General features: G+C 66.4%; 26 protein-coding genes. 15 read left to right on the forward strand and 11 right to left on the reverse strand.

Annotation, left to right across the window (positions count from 1 at the left end; all coding sequences use genetic code 11):
* Positions 1-92: 92 nt before the first annotated feature.
* Both ptsP and ACIA48_RS02905 read left to right on the forward strand, forming a co-directional pair.
* Positions 93-1,787: a phosphoenolpyruvate--protein phosphotransferase gene (gene ptsP, locus ACIA48_RS02900; protein WP_396727436.1), complete on the forward strand. Its 1,695-nt coding sequence runs from the start codon at positions 93-95 to the stop codon at positions 1,785-1,787.
* Between the two features lie 38 nt (positions 1,788-1,825).
* The gene (locus ACIA48_RS02905) at positions 1,826-2,794 is read left to right on the forward strand and encodes a pirin family protein (RefSeq protein WP_396728464.1); all 969 of its coding nucleotides are present in this window, start codon (positions 1,826-1,828) and stop codon (positions 2,792-2,794) included.
* A gap of 12 nt (positions 2,795-2,806) precedes the next feature.
* Here the strand turns inward: ACIA48_RS02905 and ACIA48_RS02910 are convergent, their stop codons facing one another.
* The 4 genes from ACIA48_RS02910 to ACIA48_RS02925 are packed head-to-tail and all read right to left on the reverse strand — an operon-like array spanning position 2,807 to position 7,049.
* Entirely contained in the window at positions 2,807-3,739 is a 933-nt protein-coding gene (locus tag ACIA48_RS02910; RefSeq protein WP_396727438.1) for a zinc-binding dehydrogenase, read from the reverse strand.
* Positions 3,740-3,780: 41 nt separating this feature from the next.
* Positions 3,781-5,955: an FUSC family protein gene (locus ACIA48_RS02915; protein ID WP_396727439.1), complete on the reverse strand. Its 2,175-nt coding sequence runs from the start codon at positions 5,953-5,955 to the stop codon at positions 3,781-3,783.
* Position 5,956: 1 nt separating this feature from the next.
* Positions 5,957-6,490: a hypothetical protein gene (locus ACIA48_RS02920; protein WP_396727441.1), complete on the reverse strand. Its 534-nt coding sequence runs from the start codon at positions 6,488-6,490 to the stop codon at positions 5,957-5,959.
* Complete coding sequence (locus ACIA48_RS02925) at positions 6,483-7,049, reverse strand: TetR/AcrR family transcriptional regulator (protein WP_396727443.1); 567 nt, start codon at positions 7,047-7,049, stop codon at positions 6,483-6,485. Before ACIA48_RS02925 ends, ACIA48_RS02920 begins: the two co-directional genes overlap by 8 nt.
* Before the next feature lie 157 nt (positions 7,050-7,206).
* On the opposite strand from ACIA48_RS02925, the gene ACIA48_RS02930 reads away from it, so the two are divergent.
* From ACIA48_RS02930 to ACIA48_RS02965, 8 genes are all read left to right on the forward strand, one after another.
* Positions 7,207-7,845, forward strand: a complete 639-nt coding sequence (locus tag ACIA48_RS02930; protein WP_396727445.1) for a TetR/AcrR family transcriptional regulator — start codon at positions 7,207-7,209, stop codon at positions 7,843-7,845.
* A gap of 57 nt (positions 7,846-7,902) precedes the next feature.
* Positions 7,903-8,841, forward strand: coding sequence for a class I SAM-dependent methyltransferase (locus tag ACIA48_RS02935; RefSeq protein ID WP_396727447.1), 939 nt, complete (start codon positions 7,903-7,905; stop codon positions 8,839-8,841).
* Positions 8,842-8,943: 102 nt separating this feature from the next.
* Entirely contained in the window at positions 8,944-10,353 is a 1,410-nt protein-coding gene (locus tag ACIA48_RS02940; RefSeq protein WP_396727449.1) for an aldehyde dehydrogenase family protein, read from the forward strand.
* A 12-nt stretch (positions 10,354-10,365) separates the two neighbouring features.
* Positions 10,366-11,229 carry an SDR family oxidoreductase gene (locus ACIA48_RS02945; protein ID WP_396727451.1) on the forward strand — a complete coding sequence of 288 codons (864 nt, stop codon included), beginning with the start codon at positions 10,366-10,368 and terminating at the stop codon, positions 11,227-11,229.
* A gap of 7 nt (positions 11,230-11,236) precedes the next feature.
* Positions 11,237-12,205 carry an NADPH:quinone oxidoreductase family protein gene (locus ACIA48_RS02950; protein ID WP_396727453.1) on the forward strand — a complete coding sequence of 323 codons (969 nt, stop codon included), beginning with the start codon at positions 11,237-11,239 and terminating at the stop codon, positions 12,203-12,205.
* On the forward strand, positions 12,202-12,906 hold the full coding sequence (locus ACIA48_RS02955) for a haloacid dehalogenase type II (protein ID WP_396727455.1): 705 nt from the start codon (positions 12,202-12,204) through the stop codon (positions 12,904-12,906). The genes ACIA48_RS02950 and ACIA48_RS02955 overlap by 4 nt, the downstream gene beginning before the upstream one ends.
* Before the next feature lie 22 nt (positions 12,907-12,928).
* Positions 12,929-13,678 carry a methyltransferase domain-containing protein gene (locus ACIA48_RS02960; protein ID WP_396727457.1) on the forward strand — a complete coding sequence of 250 codons (750 nt, stop codon included), beginning with the start codon at positions 12,929-12,931 and terminating at the stop codon, positions 13,676-13,678.
* Positions 13,679-13,695: 17 nt separating this feature from the next.
* A complete protein-coding gene (locus ACIA48_RS02965) occupies positions 13,696-14,181 on the forward strand; it encodes a DUF456 domain-containing protein (RefSeq protein ID WP_396727459.1) in 486 nt (161 codons plus the stop codon).
* Here ACIA48_RS02965 and ACIA48_RS02970 read toward each other — a convergent pair.
* Complete coding sequence (locus ACIA48_RS02970) at positions 14,170-14,973, reverse strand: tyrosine-protein phosphatase (protein ID WP_396727461.1); 804 nt, start codon at positions 14,971-14,973, stop codon at positions 14,170-14,172. The genes ACIA48_RS02965 and ACIA48_RS02970 overlap by 12 nt on opposite strands.
* A complete protein-coding gene (locus ACIA48_RS02975; protein ID WP_396728466.1) occupies positions 14,970-16,196 on the reverse strand; it encodes an acyl-CoA dehydrogenase family protein in 1,227 nt (408 codons plus the stop codon). Before ACIA48_RS02975 ends, ACIA48_RS02970 begins: the two co-directional genes overlap by 4 nt.
* 78 nt (positions 16,197-16,274) lie before the next feature.
* Between ACIA48_RS02975 and ACIA48_RS02980 the strand changes: the two genes are divergently transcribed.
* Positions 16,275-16,736: a DUF1348 family protein gene (locus tag ACIA48_RS02980; RefSeq protein ID WP_396727462.1), complete on the forward strand. Its 462-nt coding sequence runs from the start codon at positions 16,275-16,277 to the stop codon at positions 16,734-16,736.
* An 81-nt stretch (positions 16,737-16,817) separates the two neighbouring features.
* Here the strand turns inward: ACIA48_RS02980 and ACIA48_RS02985 are convergent, their stop codons facing one another.
* The 3 genes from ACIA48_RS02985 to ACIA48_RS02995 form a co-directional block, all read right to left on the reverse strand.
* A complete protein-coding gene (locus tag ACIA48_RS02985) occupies positions 16,818-17,066 on the reverse strand; it encodes a hypothetical protein (protein ID WP_396727464.1) in 249 nt (82 codons plus the stop codon).
* 21 nt (positions 17,067-17,087) lie between these two features.
* Positions 17,088-17,345: a hypothetical protein gene (locus ACIA48_RS02990; RefSeq protein ID WP_396727466.1), complete on the reverse strand. Its 258-nt coding sequence runs from the start codon at positions 17,343-17,345 to the stop codon at positions 17,088-17,090.
* 164 nt (positions 17,346-17,509) lie between these two features.
* A complete protein-coding gene (locus tag ACIA48_RS02995) occupies positions 17,510-17,758 on the reverse strand; it encodes a hypothetical protein (RefSeq protein ID WP_396727468.1) in 249 nt (82 codons plus the stop codon).
* A gap of 140 nt (positions 17,759-17,898) precedes the next feature.
* On the opposite strand from ACIA48_RS02995, the gene ACIA48_RS03000 reads away from it, so the two are divergent.
* The 4 genes from ACIA48_RS03000 to ACIA48_RS03015 are packed head-to-tail and all read left to right on the forward strand — an operon-like array spanning position 17,899 to position 21,320.
* Positions 17,899-18,588: a response regulator gene (locus tag ACIA48_RS03000; protein ID WP_396728467.1), complete on the forward strand. Its 690-nt coding sequence runs from the start codon at positions 17,899-17,901 to the stop codon at positions 18,586-18,588.
* 2 nt (positions 18,589-18,590) lie between these two features.
* On the forward strand, positions 18,591-19,772 hold the full coding sequence (locus ACIA48_RS03005) for a sensor histidine kinase (protein WP_396727469.1): 1,182 nt from the start codon (positions 18,591-18,593) through the stop codon (positions 19,770-19,772).
* A gap of 45 nt (positions 19,773-19,817) precedes the next feature.
* Positions 19,818-20,717, forward strand: a complete 900-nt coding sequence (locus tag ACIA48_RS03010) for an alpha/beta fold hydrolase (protein ID WP_396727471.1) — start codon at positions 19,818-19,820, stop codon at positions 20,715-20,717.
* Positions 20,718-20,753: 36 nt separating this feature from the next.
* Complete coding sequence (locus tag ACIA48_RS03015) at positions 20,754-21,320, forward strand: DUF3592 domain-containing protein (protein WP_396727473.1); 567 nt, start codon at positions 20,754-20,756, stop codon at positions 21,318-21,320.
* Here ACIA48_RS03015 and ACIA48_RS03020 read toward each other — a convergent pair.
* Entirely contained in the window at positions 21,310-22,449 is a 1,140-nt protein-coding gene (locus tag ACIA48_RS03020; RefSeq protein ID WP_396727475.1) for an acyl-CoA dehydrogenase family protein, read from the reverse strand. The genes ACIA48_RS03015 and ACIA48_RS03020 overlap by 11 nt on opposite strands.
* Positions 22,450-22,475: 26 nt before the next feature.
* Positions 22,476-23,138, reverse strand: a complete 663-nt coding sequence (locus ACIA48_RS03025) for a TetR/AcrR family transcriptional regulator (protein ID WP_396727477.1) — start codon at positions 23,136-23,138, stop codon at positions 22,476-22,478.
* Positions 23,139-23,184: the final 46 nt, after the last annotated feature.

Genomic DNA, 23,184 nt, shown 5'->3' on the forward strand with positions numbered 1-23,184 from the left:
ATGTGTGGGTATTGGGCGTTCTGAATGTTGATTTAATTGGTTTTACTACTGTTTGTGTTGACTTGTCAACCATTTCTTGTAATCTGGTTCACATGACCGCCTCATCCACGCATCCGTCACATCCCTCGGGGATCGCCCTTCGCGGTGTCCCGGTGGTGCCCGGCGTGGCCTACGCGCCGGTGATCCGGCCGGGCCGGCTGCCGTCCCTCGATGACGGGGGCGACGTCGCCGAACCCGACCGGTCCGCGGAGGCGGAGCGCTTCAAGGCCGCCGCATCGGCGGTCGCGACGCGACTGCGTGACCGTGCGGCGCACGCCTCCGGGGCGGCCTCAGAGGTGCTGGCGGCGACCGCGACGCTGGCGCAGGACCGGGCATGGCTGAGCGCCGCCGAGAAGCGCATCACTGCAGGCGCGCCCGCGGTCGGCGCGGTGATCGGCGCCGTCGAGCAGTTCGCCGAGATGTTCACCAAGCTCGGCGGGCTGATGGCCGAACGGGTGACCGACCTGCGTGACATCCGCGACCGCGTGATCGCCGAACTGATGGGCCTGCCTGAACCCGGTGTACCGACGCCCTCCGTGCCGTCGATCCTGTGCGCCGAGGACCTCGCCCCGGCCGACACCGCCGGTCTTGACCCCGCGCTCGTCGTCGCGCTGGCTACGACGCTCGGGGGGCCAACCAGCCATACGGCGATCATCGCGCGTCAACTCGGAATCCCGTGCGTTGTGGCCGTCGAGGGTCTCGACGACGTCGATGCGGGCACGATGGTGCTCGTCGACGGCACTGCGGGCACCGTCCTCGTCACGCCGGACGCCGCGGCGGCGGGCGAGGCCGTCGAGGCGGCACGACGCGACGCCGAACGGGCCGCCGGATGGAGCGGACCGGGCGCCACCGCCGACGGCCACGCGATCGCAGTCCTCGCCAACGTGCAGGACGGTGCGGCCGCGCGGGCTGCCCGCGAGACCGCGGCCGAGGGCATCGGGTTGTTCCGCACCGAACTGTGCTTCCTGAACCGGGAGACCGAGCCGACTGTCGACGAGCAGGCCGACATCTACGCCGAGGTGCTCGACGCGTTCGCCGGACACAAGGTGGTCATCAGGACACTCGACGCGGGTTCGGACAAACCACTGAAGTTCGCCGACCATCCCGACGAGGCCAACCCCGCGCTCGGTGTTCGTGGCATTCGCGTGGCAGGCGGCAATCCGGGTCTGCTGGACCGGCAACTCGAGGCCATTGCCGCCGCGGGCAAGCGCACCGGCAATCCACCGTGGGTGATGGCGCCGATGATTGCGACGGCACAGGAAGCCGAACACTTTGCAGCACAAGTTCGTTCGCATGGGCTGACGCCGGGCGTGATGATCGAGGTGCCTTCGGCGGCCCTGTTGGCCGGTCGGATTCTCGAGCACGTGGACTTCCTATCGATCGGGACCAATGACCTGGCGCAGTACACGATGGCCGCCGACCGGATGTCGGCCGAACTCGCCGCGCTCACCGACCCGTGGCAGCCCGCGGTGCTGACGTTGGTGGCCATGGCGGCCAGGGCGGGCGCGTCGGCAGGCAAGCCGGTCGGCGTGTGCGGTGAGGCCGCCGCCGATCCGTTGCTCGCCTGCGTGCTCGCCGGTTTGGGTGTGACGTCTTTGTCGTCGGCCGCTGCGGCGGTGCAGGGCGTCGGCGCGAAACTGGCGCGGGTCACGCTGCAGCAGTGCCGCGATGCGGCCGAAGCGGTGCTCGCGGCGAGCAGCGCGGCAGACGCGCGGGCGGCGGCGCTGGGCGTGCTCGACCCTGAATGACACGGAATAATTCGGACTACGGTCCGGTTATCGGTGGCATGCCTGCCATCACCGCTGACACCCTGACACTTCCGCGGATCGCCGCTGCCGGTCCGTCAGACACCGAACGTCCCGTGCGGTCCATCACCACCGGTCCTCGCGGCTATGAGGGCGAGGGATTTCCCGTCGTACGCGCGTTCGCCGGCGTCAACAGCGCCGACCTCGATCCGTTCGTGCACATGGACCAGATGGGCGAGGTGGAGTACGAACCCGGCGAACCCAGAGGCACCGACTGGCATCCGCACCGGGGCTTCGAGACCGTCACATACATGCTGGACGGCCGCTTCGCACACCAGGATTCGCATGGCGGCGGTGGCCTGATCACCGACGGCGCCACGCAGTGGATGACCGCAGGGTCGGGAATACTGCACATCGAGACGCCGCCGGCCGAGCTGGTCGAGAGTGGCGGGCTGTTCCACGGCGTTCAGTTGTGGGCGAACCTGCCGCGTAAGGATAAGTTCGCAGCGCCGCGGTACCAGGCGATCGAGGGTAACCAGGCGAAGCTGCTGTCCTCCGACGACGGCGGCGCGCTGGTCCGCCTCATCGCGGGCGACGTCGCCGGCCATGAAGGTCCCGGTGCCACCCACACTCCGATCACCCTGGCGCACAGCACGATCCAGCCGGGTGCCAGGCTGAACCTCCCGTGGAACCGCGATTTCAACGCGCTGGTCTATGTGCTCTCGGGCTGCGGTGCGGTCGGACCCGTCGGACACCCGATTCACCAGGGTCAACTGGCTGTGCTCGGGCCCGGCGACCGCATCACCGTGAGCGCCGATCCGGGACAAGATTCACATCGGCCAGCACTCGAAGTCCTGCTCTTGGGCGGCAAGCCGATTCGCGAGCCCGTGTTCCAGTACGGACCGTTCGTGATGAACACCAAGTCCGAACTCATCGAGGCGATGGAGGATTACAACAAGGGCAAGTTCGGCGTCATCCCGCCGGACGCGCTCATGCCGCACCGTGCTTGATGCCGAGCGCCATTAAGGCTCGACAACGACCCGGAACACCCCCTTGGACCTGTCCTCCGCCACCCGGAACGCTTCCACCGCATCGGCGATGGGGAATCGGTGGGTGATCAGCGCGGCCGCAAGTTCAGGTCGTGCGGCCAGCATGTCGGCGGCTTCGGAGAAATCGCGGCGTCGCGAGCGGTGGCTGCAATAACCAAGCGAAGGACGCAACGTGACTTCTTTGGAGAAGGCGAAGTCCATTGGCCAGGCTGTTCCTGGAGCGTAGGACCCAAGGTGTACGACGGTGCCGCCCACGCGCGTCAGTTCGACGGCGCGCTGCAAAGCGCTCTCACTTCCGCCGGTCTCTATGACCACGTCGTAGTCACCAGTCGGCGCGGTCGCTCCTATGCGTTCGCAGGCCTCGCGCTGATGGGGGTGGCGTGCCTCCACAGCCACCTCAGCTGCGGCCATCTTCTGGGCTGAGGCCGCGGCCAGGATGCCGATGGCGCCCGCGCCGACGATTGCGACCCGGGTCTGGGGGCCGATCTCACCCTGGTGGCAGCTGTGCCACGCCACACTTGCGGGTTCCACCAGCGACGCGTCGCCGACCGCAAGGCCCGTTGGCAAAGGCACGAGCATGTGGCGTGGCGCGCGAAAGAGTTCAGCCATGCCGCCTGGGCTGAGCATGCCGGGAGCGGTCGGTCCCTGCACGCACATGTTGAAGGTGCCCTGTTCGCACTGGGGGCAACTCCCGCAGCCGAAGAAGCCCTCGACCGCAACGGCGGTTCCGTCGTCGGTTACGCCAGCGAATTCGTGTCCCGCGATCTGCGTGCTGCCCCACCGCAAGTACTTCAGATCTGAGGCGCAGATGCCGGCCGCGGCAACCCGGACAAGTTCTCCGGCACCCTCCGGCTCGTCGACGTCGACGATCTCGATTACCGGTGGTGCGTTACGAACCGCTTTCATCCGAACTCCTCCTCCCGCATCATCCTGCCCCGCAGGGTCGGTCAGTGAGCCGGATTGGACGCGCTCTGTGAAGTCCCCGATTCTTGCGGCATGGAATCGCCTCTCGGATAGAGCAATTCCAGCTCCCCGATGTGCGCCGCCGCGGTCACCAGCGGTAGTGCCGCCGCGACCGCCAGTTTGTCGTCGGAGGCGTCGGCGCGCAGCGCGATCACGAAATCGTCGCTGATCGGTTCCAGCGCAGTCCCCGGTGAGCCGCCGGTGACGTGACGGCAGACCGCCTCGGCGTGGGTCTCCAGCACCGTGCGGGTCTGTGGGTACACGCCGTGCGGCGGCGGGACGACATCGGCGATCAGTTCGGCCGCGGCGCGCAACCGGACCGCGCGATTGGCCCGCCGCACGATCGGTGCGCGGACATCGGCGGCCCCACTGCTCTCTGAAAGATACTGTCGCACTGCGTCGTCGACGGTGCGCGAGGCCTCGAGGGCGTCGTGGCTGAGCGCGATGACCCTATCGGTGGCCTCTTCGGACGCGCCGCGGGTGACGCGCAGTACGGCCGCCTTGAGAAACGACGCGCCGACGGCGAAGGACGTGTCGATGACCTTCGACACCCGGGTGCGCACTCCGCGCGGCCACAGCAGAACTGAAACGATGATGCCCACCAGTGCGCCGATGACGACGTCCTGGATGCGGATCAACCCGACACTCCAACCCGTCGGCCTGATCAGATTGAAGATGATCAGCACCATCATCGTGAACGCCGCCTGGCCGGCGATGAACGACGCGACCTCCGGCACGAACGCCGAACCGAACGCGACCACCGGCAGGAGGATCCACATGACGATCGGGTCGACGCCGACCAACTCGATCACGACGATGCCCAGGAGGAAGCCGAGCGTCGTCCCCGTGACCGCACGCACGACCCGGGTGCCGGTCGACAGCGCGCTGCTGCGCAGGACCGACATCGCACCCAGGACTACCCAGAAGCCGTTCTGCAAGGGAAACACCTGGGTGACGGCGACGGCCATGGCCAAGCCGAGGCCGGTACGCAGACTGCTGCGCAGCACGACCGCGCGAGTCGATACCAGTCCTTTGGTGATCGCCGCGACCGCGGCCGTCTCAGGCATCACCCAGTCGGCGGTTCCCGTCGGCGGCAGGCGGCGGCCGAGCACGCGCGCCCACACCGGCCGGGCGTCGGCCTCGGCGGCATTGCGGATGATCCGGCCGGTCACGCCGACGGTGGCCGAGAACGTGCGTCGCCCCAACAGCTTTCGTCCGACATCCACGGCTGCCGCGTCATCGGGCACGCCGAGTATCTCGAGGATGTCTTCGCGGTAGCGCCCCTGCGCGATGGATCGCAGTTCGGCCAGTGCGGAGTTGAGGTCCGCGCCCCTGGCCGCACGAGCGGAGGGTTCGGGAACGCTGAGCACCGCGGCGCAATCTCGCAGCACGCGCACCAACGGCGGCTTGAGGTCCCCGAGCTGGCGGCCGGTGTCGTCGGTGATGCGGTCGGCCAGGAAGCCGAGATCGTCGACGACCCGCACCAGTGCACGGCTGCCCGCGGTGAGCCCCACCGGGCGGAAGTCGGCGCCGAGGAAGCTCTCCCACAGCGAATTCATCGCGCGGGTCGCGTCTTTGGCGGTTCCGGTGCCCTCCAACGTATCGGCCAGGCACGTGCATACCTGCGCTGAGTGTTGGCGCAACTCGTCGTGATGGCGCGGCGGGAGAAGGAACAGGGCCGCGGGTACGCACACCGCGAGCGCGATCAGCCAGCCGAGCAGGCGATCGGCGATCGGACCGACCGGTGTGCAGGCGGGCAGTACGAACGTCAACAGGGTGGCGCGCTGGCCGGCCGCGACGATCTCGCTGAGGACACCGGAAAACGTCACGACCACACCGAGGACGAACATCACCGCGACACTGGTCCACGGATGGTCGGCCACCAGCGTTCCGAGGGTGATCAGCACGAAGCCGTTGACGCCGAGACCGAGGTAGGCGAGCGCCCTGGCTGGACGGTTTCCGGGGAAGTCCACCATGATCAGCAGCGCCACCGAGCCGAAGATGCTGAACAACGCTGTCTGCGAACTGTTTCCGACGGTGAAACCGACCGCTGCCGCGATAGGCACCACCAGCGCCGCCCGGCCGGCGCGGCGCAGGGCGTCGAACTCGGGGTCGCGCTGCCGAAGGCGATCGACCGCGCGACGCCACAGGTTAGTCATCTCAGTGGGCAATTATCTTGATGCCGACGACGAGTAATCCGAGGCCCACCAGGACGGCCACCGATAGCGCCTGCTGCCACCACGGCAACCGCGTCCGTCGCATCGCCAGCAGCGCGATGACGCCCAACTCACCCACCAGTGTCCACATTCCGATCCACATCGCGGTGTCGGTGTCGAGAACGTTGACCACCGCGAGTACCAGGACGATCACCGGCGGGACGGCGGCCACGAGAATCTGACCCGACGCCTGCAGGAGCTGGATCCAGTGCCGCCCGCGCGGGGGGCTCCCGAACACGGCCATCTGCGCGACGAAGTGGGAGAGCAGGCTGGCGGCCCACAGACCGCCGGTGGCCACTGCGATGTCGAGAACCCTGGCCAGCGCGTTGGTGTCCTCGTCGCTGTACCTGGCGAGGATCGCGAGCGTCGCCAGACAGGAGATCGCCCCGTAGAGGCGTTCACGCAGCATCGCTAGGACATGCTGGACGCGCTCGACCTCGACCGGCGGATCGTCGGTCTCACGGGCGGCGTCAGTCACTGTCAGGCACCGAAGCGAACCCGTCGTTGTCCAGCGCGTTGCGCACCTGTTCGGAGATCCACTTCAACGCCTTCGGATCCGGCGGTAGGGCGGACTGCTCGTAACCGACGAGGATGTACACCGACCATCCCGCGAAGACCTGCGCTTGCCGCTGGTTCTGCAGGATCTCGAAGGCCGACTCGTACATGATGTTGAATCGCTGCTGGTCGACCATGGCCTGGACGGCGTGCACATCCGGGTCCAGGGAGCTCCATACCCGGATCGCGGCTTCCGCCCCGTGGGGCAGCCCAAGCGCGACTTGGATCAAAGTGTCGATTCGGCGGCCCGGGTCCGTCTCGCCGCGCACCGCCTCGATCACGAGCACAGTACGTTCCTGCACCCAGTGGGCGACCAGCTCCTTGGTGAACGTCGGCCAATTGGTGAAGTAGTGGTAGAAGGATCCAGTCGTGACACCCAGGCGGTGGCAGACCTCCGCGAGTTTGAGCCCCCCGTAACCGAGATCCGACAGCACTTCGAGGCCGGTCTCGAAGTAGGCCTCCCGAGAAACGACGCTGGCCATGGGACCGCACCCTAGTTGCTCACCCCCTCGAATCTCTACGTCATCGTTTCGTCAGAATCGGCGAGCGACCACGATTTATTTGCTGAAACTGGCGATTTAGGATCTCCGGGCCGTGATACCGCGCTGGCCGCACAGTGGGCTGTGGCACAATTTGACTGTGCCGCAACACACCGCCAGTAGGGGCCCGGGTCGCCCGCCTGCAGCTAAGGCCGCCGAAACGCGGGAGCGCATCATAGGAGCCGCGCGCGAGGTCTTCAGCGAACTCGGGTACGACGCCGCCACGTTCCAGGCGATCGCCATCCGCGCGGGTTTGACCCGTCCGGCGATCAACCACTACTTCGCGAGTAAGCGGGTGTTGTGGGCTCAGGTCGTCGAGCAGACGGATGCGCTCGTAGTTAGCGCGGGTCAGGCGCGCGCGAAGGCCGAATCGAACCTGCTGACGAGGTTGTCGGCGTTCTTCACCGCGGCGATCCAGGCCGATTCCGAAGATCGTTCGGCGGCAGCTTTTCTCGTGACCTCGGTGCTGGAGTCGCAGCGCCATCCCGAGCTGAGCGGCGACGAGCACGATTCGCTGCGGAATTCGCGGGAGTTCATTGCCTGGGCGGTCAACGACGCAATCCAGACGGGCGAGCTCGCCACCGACACCGACGTCAGCGACCTCGTCGAGTTGCTCGTCGCGATGATGTGGGGTATCGGGTTCTACGCCGGATTCGTCGGCAGTCATCAAGAGCTTTCCGGCGTCGTGGAGAAGTTCCAGCTGCTGCTCGCCAACAAGCTCTGGCAACTCAACGACTGAGTGTTGCCTCTCCCACAGGTCGTATAGCTGGGCTAACTGTTTCGGTAGCATGGCGTAATGAGTTCGTTGCGCACGCACGATGACACCTGGGATATCGCGACCAGTGTCGGATCGACGGCCGTCATGGTGGCCGCGGCCCGCGCAGGAGAAACCGCCAAGCCCGAACCTCTGATCCGCGACCCCTATGCCGAGGTGCTGGTCGCCGGTGTCGGCCCCGGGGTATGGGACATCGTGCGCAGCGAGGAGTTCGCCGCCAAGGTCGCCGAGGCCGACGCCGAAGTGGGCGCGATATTCACGCACATGGGCAATTACCAGGCCGTGCGGACCCACTTCTTCGACGCGTTCTTCGCTGCCGCCACGGCCGCGGGCCTTCGTCAGGTCGTGATCCTCGCGTCGGGCCTCGACTCACGCGCCTACCGGCTGGACTGGCCGGCGGAGACCGTCGTCTACGAGATCGACCAGCCAAAGGTGCTCGAGTACAAGGCCGCGCGGATGGCTGAGCACGGCGCGCTGCCGTCCGCCAAGCGCAACGCGGTGGCCATCGACCTCCGGCTGGACTGGCCGCATGCCCTTCGCGAAGCCGGTTTCGACGCGGACGCGCCGACCGCTTGGCTGGCCGAGGGCCTGCTGATGTACCTACCCGCCGAAGCCCAGGACCGGTTGTTCGAGCAGATCACCGCCCTCAGTGCGCCCGGCAGCCGGGTTGCCGCCGAGACGGTCGGGGTGCGGTCCGACGACCGCCGGGCCGAGTTCCGCGAGAAGTTCGAGCGCATCGCCGAGCAGTTCGGGATGGAAGACGCCCCCGACGTCGCCGAGCTGATGTACAACGACCCCGACCGGGCTGACGTGGCCCATTGGCTCAACGCGCACGGGTGGCAGGCATCCGCCGTCACCTCCGCAGACGAAATGCGCAGGCTCGACCGCTGGGTCCTGCCGCCTGGAGAATCCGACCAAGATGCGTTCTCGTCTTTCGTCACGGGCGAGAAGTTGGGCTGACCGCCCGAACGGCCTACCGGAGGGGCAGAAAGTTGCCCCTTCAGTGCTGCCCAACCGGTTGGTTAGTATCGGGTGTTCCTCGGGTCAGGAAGGACACCCACCGTGACCACAGAATCCGTCGCACCCCCCACAGCGACAACCACCCCGGACATCCCCGCCACCGTTCGCAGGCTGCGCGAAACCTTCGCCACCGGCCGGACTCGCAGCGTCGAATGGCGTAAACAGCAGCTGCTGGCGCTGGAAAAGATGATGATCGACAACGAGGGCGCCATCATGGAAGCCCTCGATAAGGATCTGGGCCGCAGCCCGTTTGAGGCCTGGCTGGCCGATATCGCGAGTACCTCGGGCGAGGCGAAGGACGCAGCCAAGAACGTCAAGAAGTGGATGCGCCGCAAGTACCGGCTGCTGGAGATGTCGCAGCTGCCCGGCCGCGGCTGGGTGGAGTACGAGCCCTACGGCACCGTCCTGATCATCGGTGCGTGGAATTTCCCGTTCGTCCTGACGCTCGGACCCGCCGTCGGCGCGATCGCCGCGGGCAACACGGTGCTCATGAAGCCCTCCGAGGTATGCCCGGCGTCGTCGGCGCTGATGGCCGAACTGGTGCCCAAGTACCTCGACAATGACGCGATCGCCGTCGTCGAGGGCGACGCAGGGTGCAGCCAGGAGCTCATCGCGCAGGGCTTCGACCACATCTGCTTCACCGGCGGCACCGAGATCGGCCGCAAGGTCTATGAGGCCGCCGCACCGCACCTGACGCCCGTCACCCTGGAGTTGGGCGGTAAGAGCCCGGTCATCGTGGCCGCGGACGCCGACATCGAGGTCGCGGCCAAGCGCATCGCGTGGACCAAGCTGATCAACTCGGGCCAGATCTGCATCGCGCCGGACTACGTGCTGGCCGACGCGAAGATCCGCGACGAGCTGGTCGACAAGATCAAAGACGCCGTAACGACCTTTGAGGCGAAGAATCCGAGCGGCGGCAAGCGCATTGTCAACGAGCGGCACTTCGACCGGCTCACCGCATCACTGGCGGCGACCAAGGGTGACGTTGTCATCGGCGGTGGTTCGGATCAGTCGAACATCAGCATCCAGCCGACGGTCGTAGTGGATCCCGATCCTGCCGAACCGCTGATGACCGATGAGATCTTCGGCCCGATCCTGCCGATCATGACGGTCCAATCCCTCGACGATGCAATCGGTTTCGTGAACTCACGGCCAAAGCCGCTCGCCGCTTACCTGTTCACCAAGACCAAGAGCATTCGCGAGCGTGTCATCAAAGAAGTGGCCGCGGGCGGCATGGTGATCAACCACCTGCTCTTCCACTTCGCCACCAACAAGCTGCCGTTCGGCGGTGTCGGGCCGTCCGGCATGGGCGCCTACCACGGCAAGTTCGGCTTCGAGCAGTTCAGCCACAAGAAGACCGTGATGACCAAGCCGACCCGACCCGATGTCGGCGCGTTCATCTATCCCCCGTATACAGAGAAGGCTTTGAAGCTCGCGAAACGGCTGTTCTGAGAAAGGAACCCCATGCCAGGAGTGCAGGATCGCGTCATCGTCGTCACCGGTGCCGGAGGCGGACTCGGACGCGAATACGCGTTGACGCTCGCCAGGGAGGGCGCCAGCGTCGTCGTGAACGATCTCGGTGGTTCACGTGACGGCACCGGCGCCGGTCACAACATGGCCGACGAGGTGGTCAAGGAGATCAAGGACGCCGGCGGCCGCGCCGTCGCGAACTACGACTCGGTGGCTGAAACCGAGGGCGCCGAGAACATCATCAAGACCGCGATCGACGAGTTCGGCAAGGTCGACGGTGTGGTGAGCAACGCGGGCATCCTGCGCGACGGCACCTTCCACAAGATGGAGTTCGCGAACTGGGACGCCGTGCTCAAGGTGCACCTGTACGGCGGCTACAACGTGATCCGCGCGGCATGGCCGCACTTCCGCGAGAACAACTTTGGCCGCGTCGTGGTGGCCACCTCGACCAGCGGGCTGTTCGGCAACTTCGGTCAGGCCAACTACGGTGCCGCCAAGCTCGGCCTCGTCGGGCTCATCAACACGCTGGCCCAGGAGGGCGCGAAGTACAACATCAAGTCCAACGCCGTGGCGCCCATCGCGGCCACCCGGATGACACAGGACATCCTGCCGCCGGAGGTCTTCGAGAAGCTCACCCCCGAGTACGTCGCCCCCGTGGTCGCGTACCTGTGCACCGAGGAACTCCCCGAGACCGCTTCGGTGTTCATCGTTGGCGGCGGCAAAGTGCAGCGCACCGCCCTGTTCCAGAACGACGGTGTGACGTTCACCGAGGTGCCGACCGTCGAAGACGTGGCAGGCAAGTGGGGCGAGATCACCGATTTGTCCGCGGCGCAGCGCGCCACGTTCTCGCTCGGCTGACTGCAAAGTGAAGGCGCTTGTCGCGCAGGAGCTTTCCGGTCCATCGGGGTTGGCGTACGTTGACGTAGACGATGTGGTCGGCAATGACGACGTCGTTGTCGTCGACGTCGGCGCCGCCGGCGTGAGCTTCCCCGACCTGCTGCTCCTACGCGGCGAGTATCAATTGCGGCTGGAGCCCCCGTTCGTCCCCGGTATGGAGGCGGCGGGGGTGGTGGTCTCGGCGCCGTACGAGTCGGAGTTCAAGCCGGGACAGCGCGTGACCGCGCTGACGATGTTGGGTGGCTGGGCTGAGCGCATCGCGGTGCCGCCCGCCAGCCTGCGGCCGACGCCCGAGGATCTCGATGACGCCGAAGCCGTTGCGCTGTTGGGTAATTACCAGACGATGTATTTCGCGCTGGCCAAACGCGGAGCGCTGCGGTCGGGCGAAACGGTGCTGGTGCTCGGATCAGCGGGTGGCGTCGGCACCGCGGCAATTCAGGTGGCGAAGGCGCTGGGCGCCAAGGTGATTGCGATGGTCCACCGGCCACACGGCAATGAGTTCGTGGAATCGCTGGGCGCCGACGTGGTGCTGCCGCTCACCGATGGTTGGCTGCAGGCGGTCAAGGACCACACCGGCGGCCGCGGTGTCGACCTGGTGGTCGATCCGGTGGGCGGTGAGGTGTTCGACGATGCGATCCGCGCCCTGGCCACCGAGGGCAGGCTCCTGGTGCTCGGATTCGCCTCGGGCGGAGGAATTCCCAACATCAAGGTGAATCGGCTGTTGTTGCGCAACGTCTCCGTCATCGGGGTGGGATACGGCGAGTACGTCAATCGCACCCCTGGCGCACAGTCGCTCTTCGAATTCGGGGTGGCCGAACTGGTCCGAGCGGGTCTGCGACCGCCCCCGCCGGTGCGGTTCCCGTTGGCCAAGGGCGCCGAGGCGCTGCAGAGTCTGGCCGACGGCGGTGTGCTCGGCAAGGTCGTGCTGGAGCCGTGACGATCAAGGCGCTGGCGTTCGACACGTTCGGCACCGTCGTCGACTGGCGTTCGAGCATCATCGCCGAGCTCGAGAAATTCGGCGAAAGCCATGGTGTCCAACATGATTGGGCCGCAATGGCCGACGCCTGGCGCAAAGGCTATTTGCCGGCGATGGATCGGGTGCGGCGCGGTGAGCTGCCGTGGACCAAGATCGACGACCTGCACCGCATGATCCTCGAGGAGCTGATGGGCGCGGCCGGTATCACGTCGATCTGCGTTGAGGACGTCGACCATCTCAACCGCGCGTGGCACCGCCTCGATCCGTGGCCGGACAGCGTCCCGGGCCTGGTGCGGCTGAAGGAGCGCTTCGTCATCACCACGCTGTCGAACGGCAATATGTCGCTGCTGACCAACATGGCCAAGCGCGCGAATCTGCCGTGGGACTGCGTGATCTCCGCGGAGTTGTTCCATCACTACAAGCCCGATGCCGAGGCGTATCTCGGTTGTGCCGACCTGCTTGGTGTGCAGCCCGATGAGCTGATGCTCGTCGCCGCGCATCCCGGCGACCTGCGGGCCGCGCAGCAGGCGGGGCTCCGGGCCGCCTACGTCACGCGGCCACTGGAGTACGGACCCAATCAGCGGGCGCACAAAGTCACCGAGGGCGAATTCGACTTCACGGCAACCGATTTTCTCGACCTTGCCGATCAGTTGGGCGCTTGATCGGTCGGCGTAGCGTGGAAGGGTGACCGATCAATTGCACACCGATATACCGCAGGCACTTCGCAGGGCGCTGGATCTGTTGACGGATCCGCCGACGAATCCCGACGTCAGCAATGGCTATCTGGACCTGCTGACCGACGACCTCGCGACGGACACCCAACCACCGAAGAACACGGGCCTCATCCAGGCCGCGTGGGCTTCGGGTATCGGGTCGATGCTCTACGACAACGCGCAGGCGCTGGCTCGCCGAGTGGCCGGGGTGTGGCAGTTGCCGGTCGACTGGCTGAACATTCCGTCCGGTGGGGTGGCTCTCGACGTCGGTAGCGGTCCGGGAAACGTGACCGCACAGTTGGGCGAGGCAGCGGGTCCGGACGGGCTGGCGCTCGGTCTCGACATCTCCGAGCCGATGCTCGCGCGCGCGGTCGAGGCCCAGGCGGGCGCGAACGTCGGCTTCATGCGCGCCGACGCGCAGCGCCTTCCGCTGCGCGACGAGACGGTCGACGCGACGACCTCGCTGGCGGTGTTGCAGCTGATACCGAACCCGGCGCAGACCCTCGCCGAGATGGTCAGGGTGCTCAAGCCCGGCGGGCGAATGGCCGTCATGGTGCCCACCGCCGGAAGCATCGGACCGCTGCTCCGGCTGCTTCCCGAAGGCCACGCCAATTTCTTCGCCGAGGACGAACTCGCCGACATCCTCGAGGACCTGGGCATGGAAGGCGTGCGGGCCAAGACTCTCGGGACCTTTCAGTGGGTGCGCGCCAGAAAGCCGTGAGGCATTAAGTTCGTGTCGTGGGCACCGCAGGCATCATCCTCGTAGCGCTCGCGATCGCCGTCGGCATCATCGGCATCGTGGTGCCACTCCTACCCGGCACCTTGCTGGTTTTCGCCGCGATCGCGATCTGGGCCTTCGTCGAGAACAACGTCACGGGCTGGGTGACGCTCGCGGTGGCTACCGCGCTGCTCGGTGCGGCGACCTTGATCAAGTACACGTGGCCGGTGAAGCGGATGCGCGCCAACGACGTCCGCACGCTGAGCCTGGCGGGGGGTGCGGTGCTGGGCATCATCGGGTTCTTCGTGATCCCGGTGATCGGCTTGGTGATCGGCTTCGTGCTAGGTGTCTATCTGGCCGAGCTGTCGACGCGTGGCGACCAGCGGCTGGCGTGGACCTCGACCAAGCATGCCGTCAAGGGCGTCGCGTTGTCGATGGGCGTCGAACTCGCCGGGGCATTGTTCGCGACCGTCGCCTGGGTGTTCGGGGTCTATCTAACCCAGTAGCGAACGGCGCAACAGATCCATCTGCGCCGGTGTAACTCCGACAGCCTCAAGGTAATTCGCCAGCGAGCCGTACTGGTCGTCGATGGTTTTGCGGGATGCATCCAGGTAGACCTCGCGGACGCCGAGCACCTCTTCGGTGAGCCGAGCCTCCGCGAACGTCACGATCTCGTCGGTGGTGTCCTCGGACCGGTTGCGGATCGACTCGAGGATGCTGTCGCGAAGCTGGGGCACCGCGGCATTGCTGCGCAGGAAATCCGACATGATCGCGTCGCGACCGACGCCGACGGCTTCCAGCACCGTCGCCACGGTGAAGCCGGTCCGGTCCTTGCCCGCGAAGCAGTGCGTGATGACCGGCCGCTCCGCGGTCAGCATCGAAATGACCTGCCGCACAGCCAGTTGCGCGCCGGCCAACGTCGGGAAGCGCTCGTATTCCTCGGTCATGAACCGGCCCGCGGCAACCGCGACATCCTCGTCGTCAGGCTTCTCGGTCATCATCCGCTCGAAGCTCTGCTCGTGCGGCGCTTCCGCACCGGGCTTGGACAGTTCATGGAACGGCAGCCGGTGGATCACGACGCCGCCGGGGACGTTGCCTTCACCGCGGCGTTCGACCTCGCGGTCGGAGCGAAGGTCGGCCACGTCGGTGATGCCGAAGCCGAGCAGCGCTGCCTGACCGGAGTCGTCGAGTCCGCTCAACTCGCTGGACCGGAAGAACCTGCCCGGCCGGATACCGGCCTCCTCGGCGATGTCGCGAAAGTTCCACGCCCCTGACAGGGCGTCAGGGTTCGCGGTCACCGAGTGGGCCCGGGAGTCACCGCAGCAGCGAAAGCTGATTTCTCCCTGCCGAGTTCGGCACGGGCGATGGTCCGCATGTGGACCTCGTCGGGGCCGTCGAACAGGCGCATCGCCCGGTGCCAGCCGTAGAGCCGGGCCAGCACGGTGTCGTCGCTGATGCCCGCGGCGCCGTGCACTTGGATCGCGCGGTCGAGGACGTTGCACGCCATCTGCGGGGCGACCGCCTTGATCATTGCCACCTCGTTGCGCGCTTCCTTGTTGCCCTTCTCGTCGATGACCCACGCGGCCTTGTGACACAACAGCCGTGCCTGGTCGATCTCGTTGCGCGACAACGCCACCTGCTGTTGCACCACCCCCTGCTCGGCCAGGGGCTTGCCGAACGCGATGCGGTTGTTCACCCGGTCGACCATGAGGGCCAGGGCCCGCTCGGCCACCCCGATGGCACGCATGCAGTGGTGGATGCGGCCAGGCCCCAGGCGGGCCTGCGCGATCGCGAAACCACTGCCCTCCTCATGGAGCAGGTTGGTCACGGGCACCCGCACGTTGTCGAAGGTGACCTCGCAGTGGCCGTGCTGGTCCTGCCAGCCGAACACCGGCAGCGACCGCTCGATCGACACACCGGGCGTATCCACGGGCACCAGGATCATCGACTGCTGCTGATGGCTGGCGGCGTCGGGGTTGGTGCGCCCCATGACGATCAGCAGCTTGCAGCGGGGGTCGGCGGCACCGGAGATCCACCACTTACGGCCGTTGATGACGTAGTCGCCACCGTCGCGCAGCATCGTGGTCTGGATGTTGCGGGCGTCACTGGAGGCCACCGCGGGCTCCGTCATCGCGAAAGCGCTGCGGATCTCACCGTTGAGCAGCGGCTCGAGCCACTGCTTGCTCTGCGCCTCATCGGCGAACAGGTGCAGCGTTTCCATGTTTCCGGTGTCGGGGGCGGCACAGTTGGTGACCTCGGGGGCGATCTCCATACTCCAGCCGGTGAGCTCGGCCAGCGGTGCGTATTCGAGGTTGGTCAGCCCCGACTCGGAGGGCAGGAACAGGTTCCACAGGCCGCGTTCCTTGGCCAGTTTCTTGAGGTCTTCGATGACGGGCGGGACGGTGTGATCGTCGCGGCCCTTCTCGTGCCGGTAGGCCTCGTAGTCCTGCTCGGCGGGGAAGACGTGCTCGATCATGAATTCGGAGAGGCGTTGGTGGTAGTCCTGCCCTTTGGCCGACATCGCGAAGTCCATGACCGTCACGATATGACACCCGTAAAAAACGGGAATCGTGGCAGTCCATGACACGTATAACAGGACATGACAGAAAGCCGACCGCCGTTCCCGCCGTTCACCCTCGAGACCGCCGTCCAGAAGGTGCAAGCCGCCGAGGACGCCTGGAACACCCGTGACCCGGAGCGGGTCAGCTTGGCGTACACCCCCGATTCCCAGTGGCGCAACCGCGACGTGCATGTGGTCGGGCGCCCCGAGATCGTCACGTTCCTGACTCAGAAGTGGGAGCGCGAACTCGACTACGTGCTGCGCAAGAGCCTGTGGGTCTTCCACGGCAACCGCATCGCCGTGCGGTTCCAGTACGAATGCCGCGACGCCGGCGGCCAGTGGTACCGCAGCTACGGCAACGAGCTGTGGGAGTTCAGCCCCGAGGGCCTGATGTCGCGCCGAGAGGCCAGCATCAACGACCGCAGGATCGAGGAGTTGGAGCGGCGGTACTTCGGGCCGCGGCCGGAGTCCGAGTACGGCGCGGAGATTCCGATGTGGTGACGCCGCAATAACGAACGGAAGAGGCCCTCGCCAGGTTTACGCCGCGCCCGGCGAGGGCCTCTTGTAGTGGGTGGTCTTGAGTTATTCGGCCGATGGGACGTCGATGACGAAACCTTCGCCGGCCGGGTAGCTGCGGTGGCGGGGCATCACGATGACCGGAGGACGCGCGATGACGTTCGGGGTGGCCACGATGCCCGGGCGCGGCTCCGGGGTGTACGAGTAGGTGCCTGCGTTGGCCATCCCGGCCAGGCCGAGGGCGGCGCCACCGAGAATCCCCGCGGAGACGACGGGAAGGGCGATGTAACGGGCGAAGATTTGGATGGTGGTCATGTGGCTGGCCTTTCTGCGGACTTATTCGGCTGACGAGATATCGGTGGGGACGTCGACGATGTACAGGTGGCCGTGCTTGGCCTCGCCCTTGGAAGTCTTGTTGTACGGAGGCTCGGCGAAGGTTTTCGGGGTCGCGACGATGCCCGGTCTCGGCTCGTGCTGCTGAGAGTAAGTACCTGCATTGGAAGCCCCCGCCAGGCCGAGCGCGGCGCCGCCGAGAATTCCGGCGGAGACGGCGGGGAGGGCAAGGTAGCGGGCGAAGCTTGCGGTGGCACTCACGAGAGTTTTCTTTCCTGTCTGTTCAGGGTTTTCGGTTTTCCATTCCGGCTGTTCCGGCGTTGAGATAACTATCGCCCGCTGCAGCGCCGGAGTCTGTCGGCTGATCGACCCGTGACCTGGGGGAATCCGTTGTCCCCCGATCGGGGGACAACGGACGATTTCGGCTAGGGGGTGTAGCTGGGCTCGAGGTTCATCACGTGCACGATGCGGTTGTGGTGATGGGTGCCCGGCATGGCCGACGGCGCCGGGTGGGCCTTGATCGACGGTGCGGCGACAATGCCCGGCTGCGGCTGGCTGTAGGTGCCCGCGTTCGCCACGCCGGCCAACCCGAGTGCGGCTGTGCCGATGACGCCCGACGACAGAACCGGCAGCGCGAAGGACCTGACAATGCGGTGAGTGATGCTGGCGTTCATTTGAATCCTCCTGTGTCACTTAATGTTTGGTGCTTCCCGCCGGCCTGTTCCGGCGATGACTCAAGAGTGCTGCGCCGCGGCGGATCTGTATGTCGAGCAAAAGATCGTCGACGCGGATGAACCGCGTGTCATTCATTCGGATGAACAACCCAGGTGGCTGTGCGAAGCTGGCAGCTGTGTCGACAGGCCTGACCAGCGAAAAAGTCCGTGTCGTGGTGGGTGACGACCATCCGATGTTTCGCGACGGAGTCGTCCGTGCGCTGATTTCCAGCGGGTCGATCGAGGTGGTCGCCGAGGCCGACGACGGGGTGTCGGCACTCGAGGCGATCCGCACGCATCTGCCGCAGGTCGCGCTGCTGGACTACCGCATGCCGGGGATGGACGGCGCCGAGGTGGCCGCCGCGGTGGTGCGCGACGAACTGCCGACCCGGGTCCTGCTGATCTCCGCGCACGACGAGTCGGCCATCGTCTTCCGTGCGCTGCAGGAGGGGGCGGCAGGGTTTCTGCCCAAGGAGTCGAGCCGGTCGGAGCTGGTGAACGCAGTGCTGGACTGCGCCAAAGGCCGCGATGTCGTGGCCCCCAGCCTCGCCGCGGGTCTGGCCGGGGAGATCCGCAAACGCGCCGAACCCGAGGGACCGGTGCTGAGCCCACGCGAACGTGAAGTGCTCAAGCTGATCGCGGCCGGAAGCAGCATCCCCGCGATGGCCAAGGAGCTGTTCCTGGCGCCGTCGACCGTCAAGACCCACGTGCAACGCCTCTACGAGAAACTCGGCGTCAACGACCGCGCCGCGGCCGTCGCCGAGGCGATGCGTCGCAAACTCCTGGACTAACGATGCTGGATCGGATCGCCGGCTTCATCGCGGCGGACCCCGTGCGCGTCACCGCCGTTCTGCGGCTGCCGCTGATCGCACTGATCGCGGTCCTGGTGTGGACGTGGGACGTCGACCACTGGCTGCCCGGAATGTACGAGGTGGTGCTGGGCGTCTACGCCGCCGCTGCCGTCGTGTGGCTCGTCGTGGTGCTACGCGGTCCCGTGCCGCGCTGGGCGGACTGGACGTCGACGGCCTTCGATGTGCTGGTCGTGGTCGAGCTGTGCCTGGTATCGGGCGGCGCGACCGCGGCGCTGCTGCCGGTGTTCTTCCTGCTGCCGATCGCGGTGGCCTTCCAGGACCGGCCGATGCTCACCGCGATCCTCGGAACCGGCACCGCCCTCTGCTATCTCGGGGTGTGGATCGTCTACTCCAAGCGCGACGACACCGTCGGCATGCCGGACATCGTCTACACCCATTTCGGCTTCCTGCTGTGGGCGGCGGCGGCCACGACCGCTCTGTGTCTGGTGCTGGTGCGGCGCCGCGCGCGGGTCCTGAAGCTGCAGGACGTCCGTCGTCAGCTGGTGTCGGAGGCGATGCAGGCCGACGAGCGGCACAACCGGGAAGTCGCCGAGCATCTGCACGACGGTCCGCTGCAGACGTTGTTGGCTGCACGCCTCGACCTCGATGAGATCCGGGAGCGCAACGACGATCCCGCGCTCGAATCCGTCCACGCCGCGCTTCAGCAGACGGCGGCCGCGTTGCGCTCGACGGTGACCGAACTGCATCCCCAGGTGCTCGCCCAGCTGGGACTGACACCGGCGGTGCAGGAACTGTTGCGGCAGTTCGAGACTCGCGGCGACTACACTGTCGAAGCCGATCTCGAGGACGTCGGAAAGCCAGAGTCTCAGCAGCTGCTGTACCGCGCGGCCAGAGAACTGCTGGCCAATATCCACAAGCACGCGCGCGCCACCGCCGTCCAGGTTGGCTTGAAACGGCATGGTGACCGGGTGGTGCTGACCATCATCGATGACGGCAAGGGCTTCGACCCCGCGACCATCGAGAGCTACGTCGCCGACGGACACATCGGCCTCGGGTCGCTTCTCGCGAGGTTTGATGCGATGGGCGGTTCGATGGTGATCGACTCCGCGATCGGCCGCGGCACGCAGGTGACCGCGACATCACCGCCGGAGCCGATCGCCTGAAAAACCGTTGGTGCACAACGCAGCCCCGGCGGTAGCGTCCCGACAATGAAATGGCGAATCATCGCGATCGCGGCAGTCGTCCTGGTCGCCGCGCTGGTGGTGAATGCATTCCTGGTAGCCAGGGCCACCCGTCCGGCGCAGGCGTTCGACGGTGGCCGGGTACTCGAACTCGACGGTCCGGACCTCAACGTCAAGGAGTTCGGCCCGCCTGGTGATCGCGCGGTCGTCTTGTTGCACGGGTATTCGGCGTCGGTGGAGTGGTGGAACCGGGTGGCCGCGGCATTGCCTGACCAACGCGTGATCGCCGTCGATCTCGTCGGCCATGGCGGGTCGGAGGCACCCACCGATGCGCAGAGTTACAGCATCAAGAGCCAGGCCTCGGCGGTGCGCAATGCGCTGGATGCGCTTGGTGTGCGCGAAGCAGTCCTGGTCGGACATTCGATGGGCGGCGCCGTCGCTCTGGCCCTCGCCGAGCAGGTTCCCGAACGTGTTGAGCGAGTGGTCATCTCCGATACCCCAGCCGACAGGAGTCTGACGGAAATGCCTGCGTTGGCCGGATTGGCGTGTGCGCCGGTCCTCGGTCAGGCCATCGACAGGCTGCGCCCGGTGGATGTCGTCACGAACAGTTCACTACAGACGGGTTTCGCCGACGGATTCGCGGTGCCGTCGCTGGCGCACACCTCTCTGGAGCGGTTGACGCACTCGGGCCTCTGTTATGCCCGCGAGCAGGACGGTGAGCCCGCGGCGGTGGACCGCATTGCCCAACTGGAGCAACCGGTGCTGGTCGTCTGGGGTGAGCGCGATGTTCTTACGCCGACCGCGAGCAATGTCGAGCGCTACCGCCAGGCGGGGCTGACGCCGGTGGTCATCCCTGGGTCGGGACACAGCCCGATGGTCGAGGAGCCAGGTGAATTCGTGAACGCCATAACCGAATTCGTTCGATGAGTTGGTCTCTCGCGGATTGTGCGCCACCATGAAGTGATGGAGCCCTCGCAGTGGCAGCCTCCGCATGATTCCGCACCACCGTACGGCTCGCCGAACTATGGGTGGTCCGCGCCGCCGCCGCAATGGTCGCCGTACCCTCCGCCCACCGGGCCGCCGGTGGTGTGGGCCGTCCTCCTGTGGGCTCTAGCCGGTGTCAGCCTGGTCGGGTCGCTGCTCTTCGGCGGGATCGCGTACGCGGGCTACTACTCCAACAGCTATCTCGACTCCTACGGCGTGACGACCACTGCAACCGTCACCGATGTGCAGCGTTTCACTGACACCGTCACCGTCGAGTTCACTTCCGACTACGGCACACCCGTCGAGGCCGACATCGTCTGGTTTGTGGGCGACGTTCCCGCTGTCGGCGACGAAGTCGACATCACCTACGACCCATCCGACCCCTCGTACGCCACCGAGGCAGGCAGTGATTCGGACATCGTCATGGCGATCATCTTCATCGTGGGCGCGGTCCTCGGGCTGGCCGTCACGGTTGGCGCGATCATCGGCGCGGTGATCATTCACCGGAGAAGAGGTAAGGCCACTCGCCAGAGCGCTACGTGGTGAGTCCGCGCGCGATCACCAGGCGCTGAATCTGATTGGTGCCCTCGAAGATCTGCGTGATCTTGGCCTCGCGCATGTACCGTTCGACGCGGTAGTCGCGGGTATACCCGGCCCCGCCGAACACCTGCACCGCGTCGGTGGTCACCTTCATCGCCGCATCCGTGGCGACCAGCTTGGCGACGCTCGCCTGCGCCGAATAAGGCAGGGCCAGATCGCGCCTGCGTGCGGCATCGAGGTAGGTCGCCCGCGCGCTGACGACTGCAGCACTCATATCCGCCAGCAGGAAGCCCAGCCCCTGATGGTCGATGATCTTGCGGCCGAACGTCGTTCGCTCATTCGCATACCGGACGGCTTCGTCCAGCGCGGCCTGCGCCAGCCCGGTGGCCACTGCGGCGATGCCCAGTCGGCCGGAGTCCAGCGCACTGAAGGCGATCTGCAGCCCCTGCCCCTCGTCACCGATTCGACGTTCGGCTGCGATGCGCGCATTGTCGTAGAACGCGGACGTGGTTGGGACGGCGTGCAGCCCCATCTTCTCCTCGGGCTTGCCGAAACTGAGCCCGGGCAGATCGCCGGGAACCAGAAAACAGCTGATGCCCCTCGACCCTTCACCGGTGCGGGCGAACAACGTGTAGAAGTCGGCGAGGCCGCCGTGGGTGATCCAGGACTTCGATCCGTTGAGGACGTAGCCGTCGTCATCCGGTTTGGCGGCGCAGCGCAGCGCAGCCGCATCGGAGCCGGCCTGCGGCTCCGACAGACTGTAGGCCCCGATCTGGCTGCCGGACAGCATCTCCGGAAGCCAGCGCTGTTTCTGTTCGTCGGTACCGAACGTCAGCAGCGGATGCGACGACAGACTGTGCACACTGACCGCGACCGCCACCGCCGCCCACCGCGCGGCAAGCTCTTCGAGCACCTGCAGGTACACCTCGAACGGCTGACCGCCACCGCCCCACTCCTCGGGCTGCGGAAGGCTGAGCAGCCCCGCGGCCCCGAGTGCGGGGAACACCTCGTCGGGATATGTCTCGTCCTTCTCATGGGCGTCGACCACCGGGTCGAGCACCTTGTCGGCGATTTCCCGGGTGAGCGCGATGAGATCCTGAGCCTCCTGCGATGGAAGCAATCGGTCAACGGGCATATGCGGACTCTAACCGTGCCGCCATATCAGCCTGCCGGGCGCCATCCCCGCATTGCCGCATCCATCTGCTCGTCCTCGAGAGCGTCGACGGGTATGCGGTCCTGCCCGTCGCGGTCACGCATGCCGTCGAGGAGTAGCGCCACATAGCGGCGCCATAGCTCAGGCTCGACGTGGCCGGCCCATTCGCTGACGGTGCCGGCGAGCATCCCGATTACCGGCATATCGCTGGGCTCGACATCGGGACGGAGGTGTCCATCCCGCCGGGCATGCTCGACCAGCTTCGTAATCGATGGTGTGAGGCGCAGACGTGCGCACTCGACACGGTATCCGCCGTATGCCGTGCTGTACACCATTTCGCGCAAGCCACGGTCGGTGGCGGTCAGTTCGCACAGATGCTCGACGAACCACACGAAGCCGTCCCACGAATCCTCCTGTTGCAGAGCAGTTTCGGCGAGACAGGCCACCTGATCGATGCCGTCTTCGAAGACCGCCTCGAGCAACTCTTCCTTCGTGGCGAATCGTCGGTACACCGTCCCCACTCCGACGTTGGCGTGATGCGCCACGTCGTTGAGGGTCGCCTCCAGACCGCGGACGGCGAACAACTCGCGTGCGGCCGCGACAATGCGCTGCCGGTTGCGCTCGGCGTCGCGGCGCAGCCCCCGGTTCGGTGCGCATTTTTCGTCGGTCATCACTCCGCAGTGTAGTAAGTGACCCACGTCATAAGTGGATTGACTC

It is taken from the genome of Mycobacterium sp. NPDC051804, assembly GCF_044452905.1.
Lineage (GTDB): Bacteria > Actinomycetota > Actinomycetes > Mycobacteriales > Mycobacteriaceae > Mycobacterium.

What these genes read in the sequence shown, in the direction of transcription:
- ptsP (WP_396727436.1), top strand. Translation starts at nt 93, where the DNA reads ATGACCGCCTCATCCACGCATCCGTCACATCCCTCGGGGATCGCCCTT.
- ACIA48_RS02905 (WP_396728464.1), top strand. Translation starts at nt 1,826, where the DNA reads ATGCCTGCCATCACCGCTGACACCCTGACACTTCCGCGGATCGCCGCT.
- ACIA48_RS02910 (WP_396727438.1), bottom strand. Translation starts at nt 3,739, where the DNA reads ATGAAAGCGGTTCGTAACGCACCACCGGTAATCGAGATCGTCGACGTC.
- ACIA48_RS02915 (WP_396727439.1), bottom strand. Translation starts at nt 5,955, where the DNA reads ATGACTAACCTGTGGCGTCGCGCGGTCGATCGCCTTCGGCAGCGCGAC.
- ACIA48_RS02925 (WP_396727443.1), bottom strand. Translation starts at nt 7,049, where the DNA reads ATGGCCAGCGTCGTTTCTCGGGAGGCCTACTTCGAGACCGGCCTCGAA.
- ACIA48_RS02935 (WP_396727447.1), top strand. Translation starts at nt 7,903, where the DNA reads ATGAGTTCGTTGCGCACGCACGATGACACCTGGGATATCGCGACCAGT.
- ACIA48_RS02945 (WP_396727451.1), top strand. Translation starts at nt 10,366, where the DNA reads ATGCCAGGAGTGCAGGATCGCGTCATCGTCGTCACCGGTGCCGGAGGC.
- ACIA48_RS02975 (WP_396728466.1), bottom strand. Translation starts at nt 16,196, where the DNA reads ATGTCGGCCAAAGGGCAGGACTACCACCAACGCCTCTCCGAATTCATG.
- ACIA48_RS02980 (WP_396727462.1), top strand. Translation starts at nt 16,275, where the DNA reads ATGACAGAAAGCCGACCGCCGTTCCCGCCGTTCACCCTCGAGACCGCC.
- ACIA48_RS02985 (WP_396727464.1), bottom strand. Translation starts at nt 17,066, where the DNA reads ATGACCACCATCCAAATCTTCGCCCGTTACATCGCCCTTCCCGTCGTC.
- ACIA48_RS02995 (WP_396727468.1), bottom strand. Translation starts at nt 17,758, where the DNA reads ATGAACGCCAGCATCACTCACCGCATTGTCAGGTCCTTCGCGCTGCCG.
- ACIA48_RS03000 (WP_396728467.1), top strand. Translation starts at nt 17,899, where the DNA reads ATGAACAACCCAGGTGGCTGTGCGAAGCTGGCAGCTGTGTCGACAGGC.
- ACIA48_RS03005 (WP_396727469.1), top strand. Translation starts at nt 18,591, where the DNA reads ATGCTGGATCGGATCGCCGGCTTCATCGCGGCGGACCCCGTGCGCGTC.
- ACIA48_RS03010 (WP_396727471.1), top strand. Translation starts at nt 19,818, where the DNA reads ATGAAATGGCGAATCATCGCGATCGCGGCAGTCGTCCTGGTCGCCGCG.
- ACIA48_RS03015 (WP_396727473.1), top strand. Translation starts at nt 20,754, where the DNA reads ATGGAGCCCTCGCAGTGGCAGCCTCCGCATGATTCCGCACCACCGTAC.
- ACIA48_RS03020 (WP_396727475.1), bottom strand. Translation starts at nt 22,449, where the DNA reads ATGCCCGTTGACCGATTGCTTCCATCGCAGGAGGCTCAGGATCTCATC.
- ACIA48_RS03025 (WP_396727477.1), bottom strand. Translation starts at nt 23,138, where the DNA reads ATGACCGACGAAAAATGCGCACCGAACCGGGGGCTGCGCCGCGACGCC.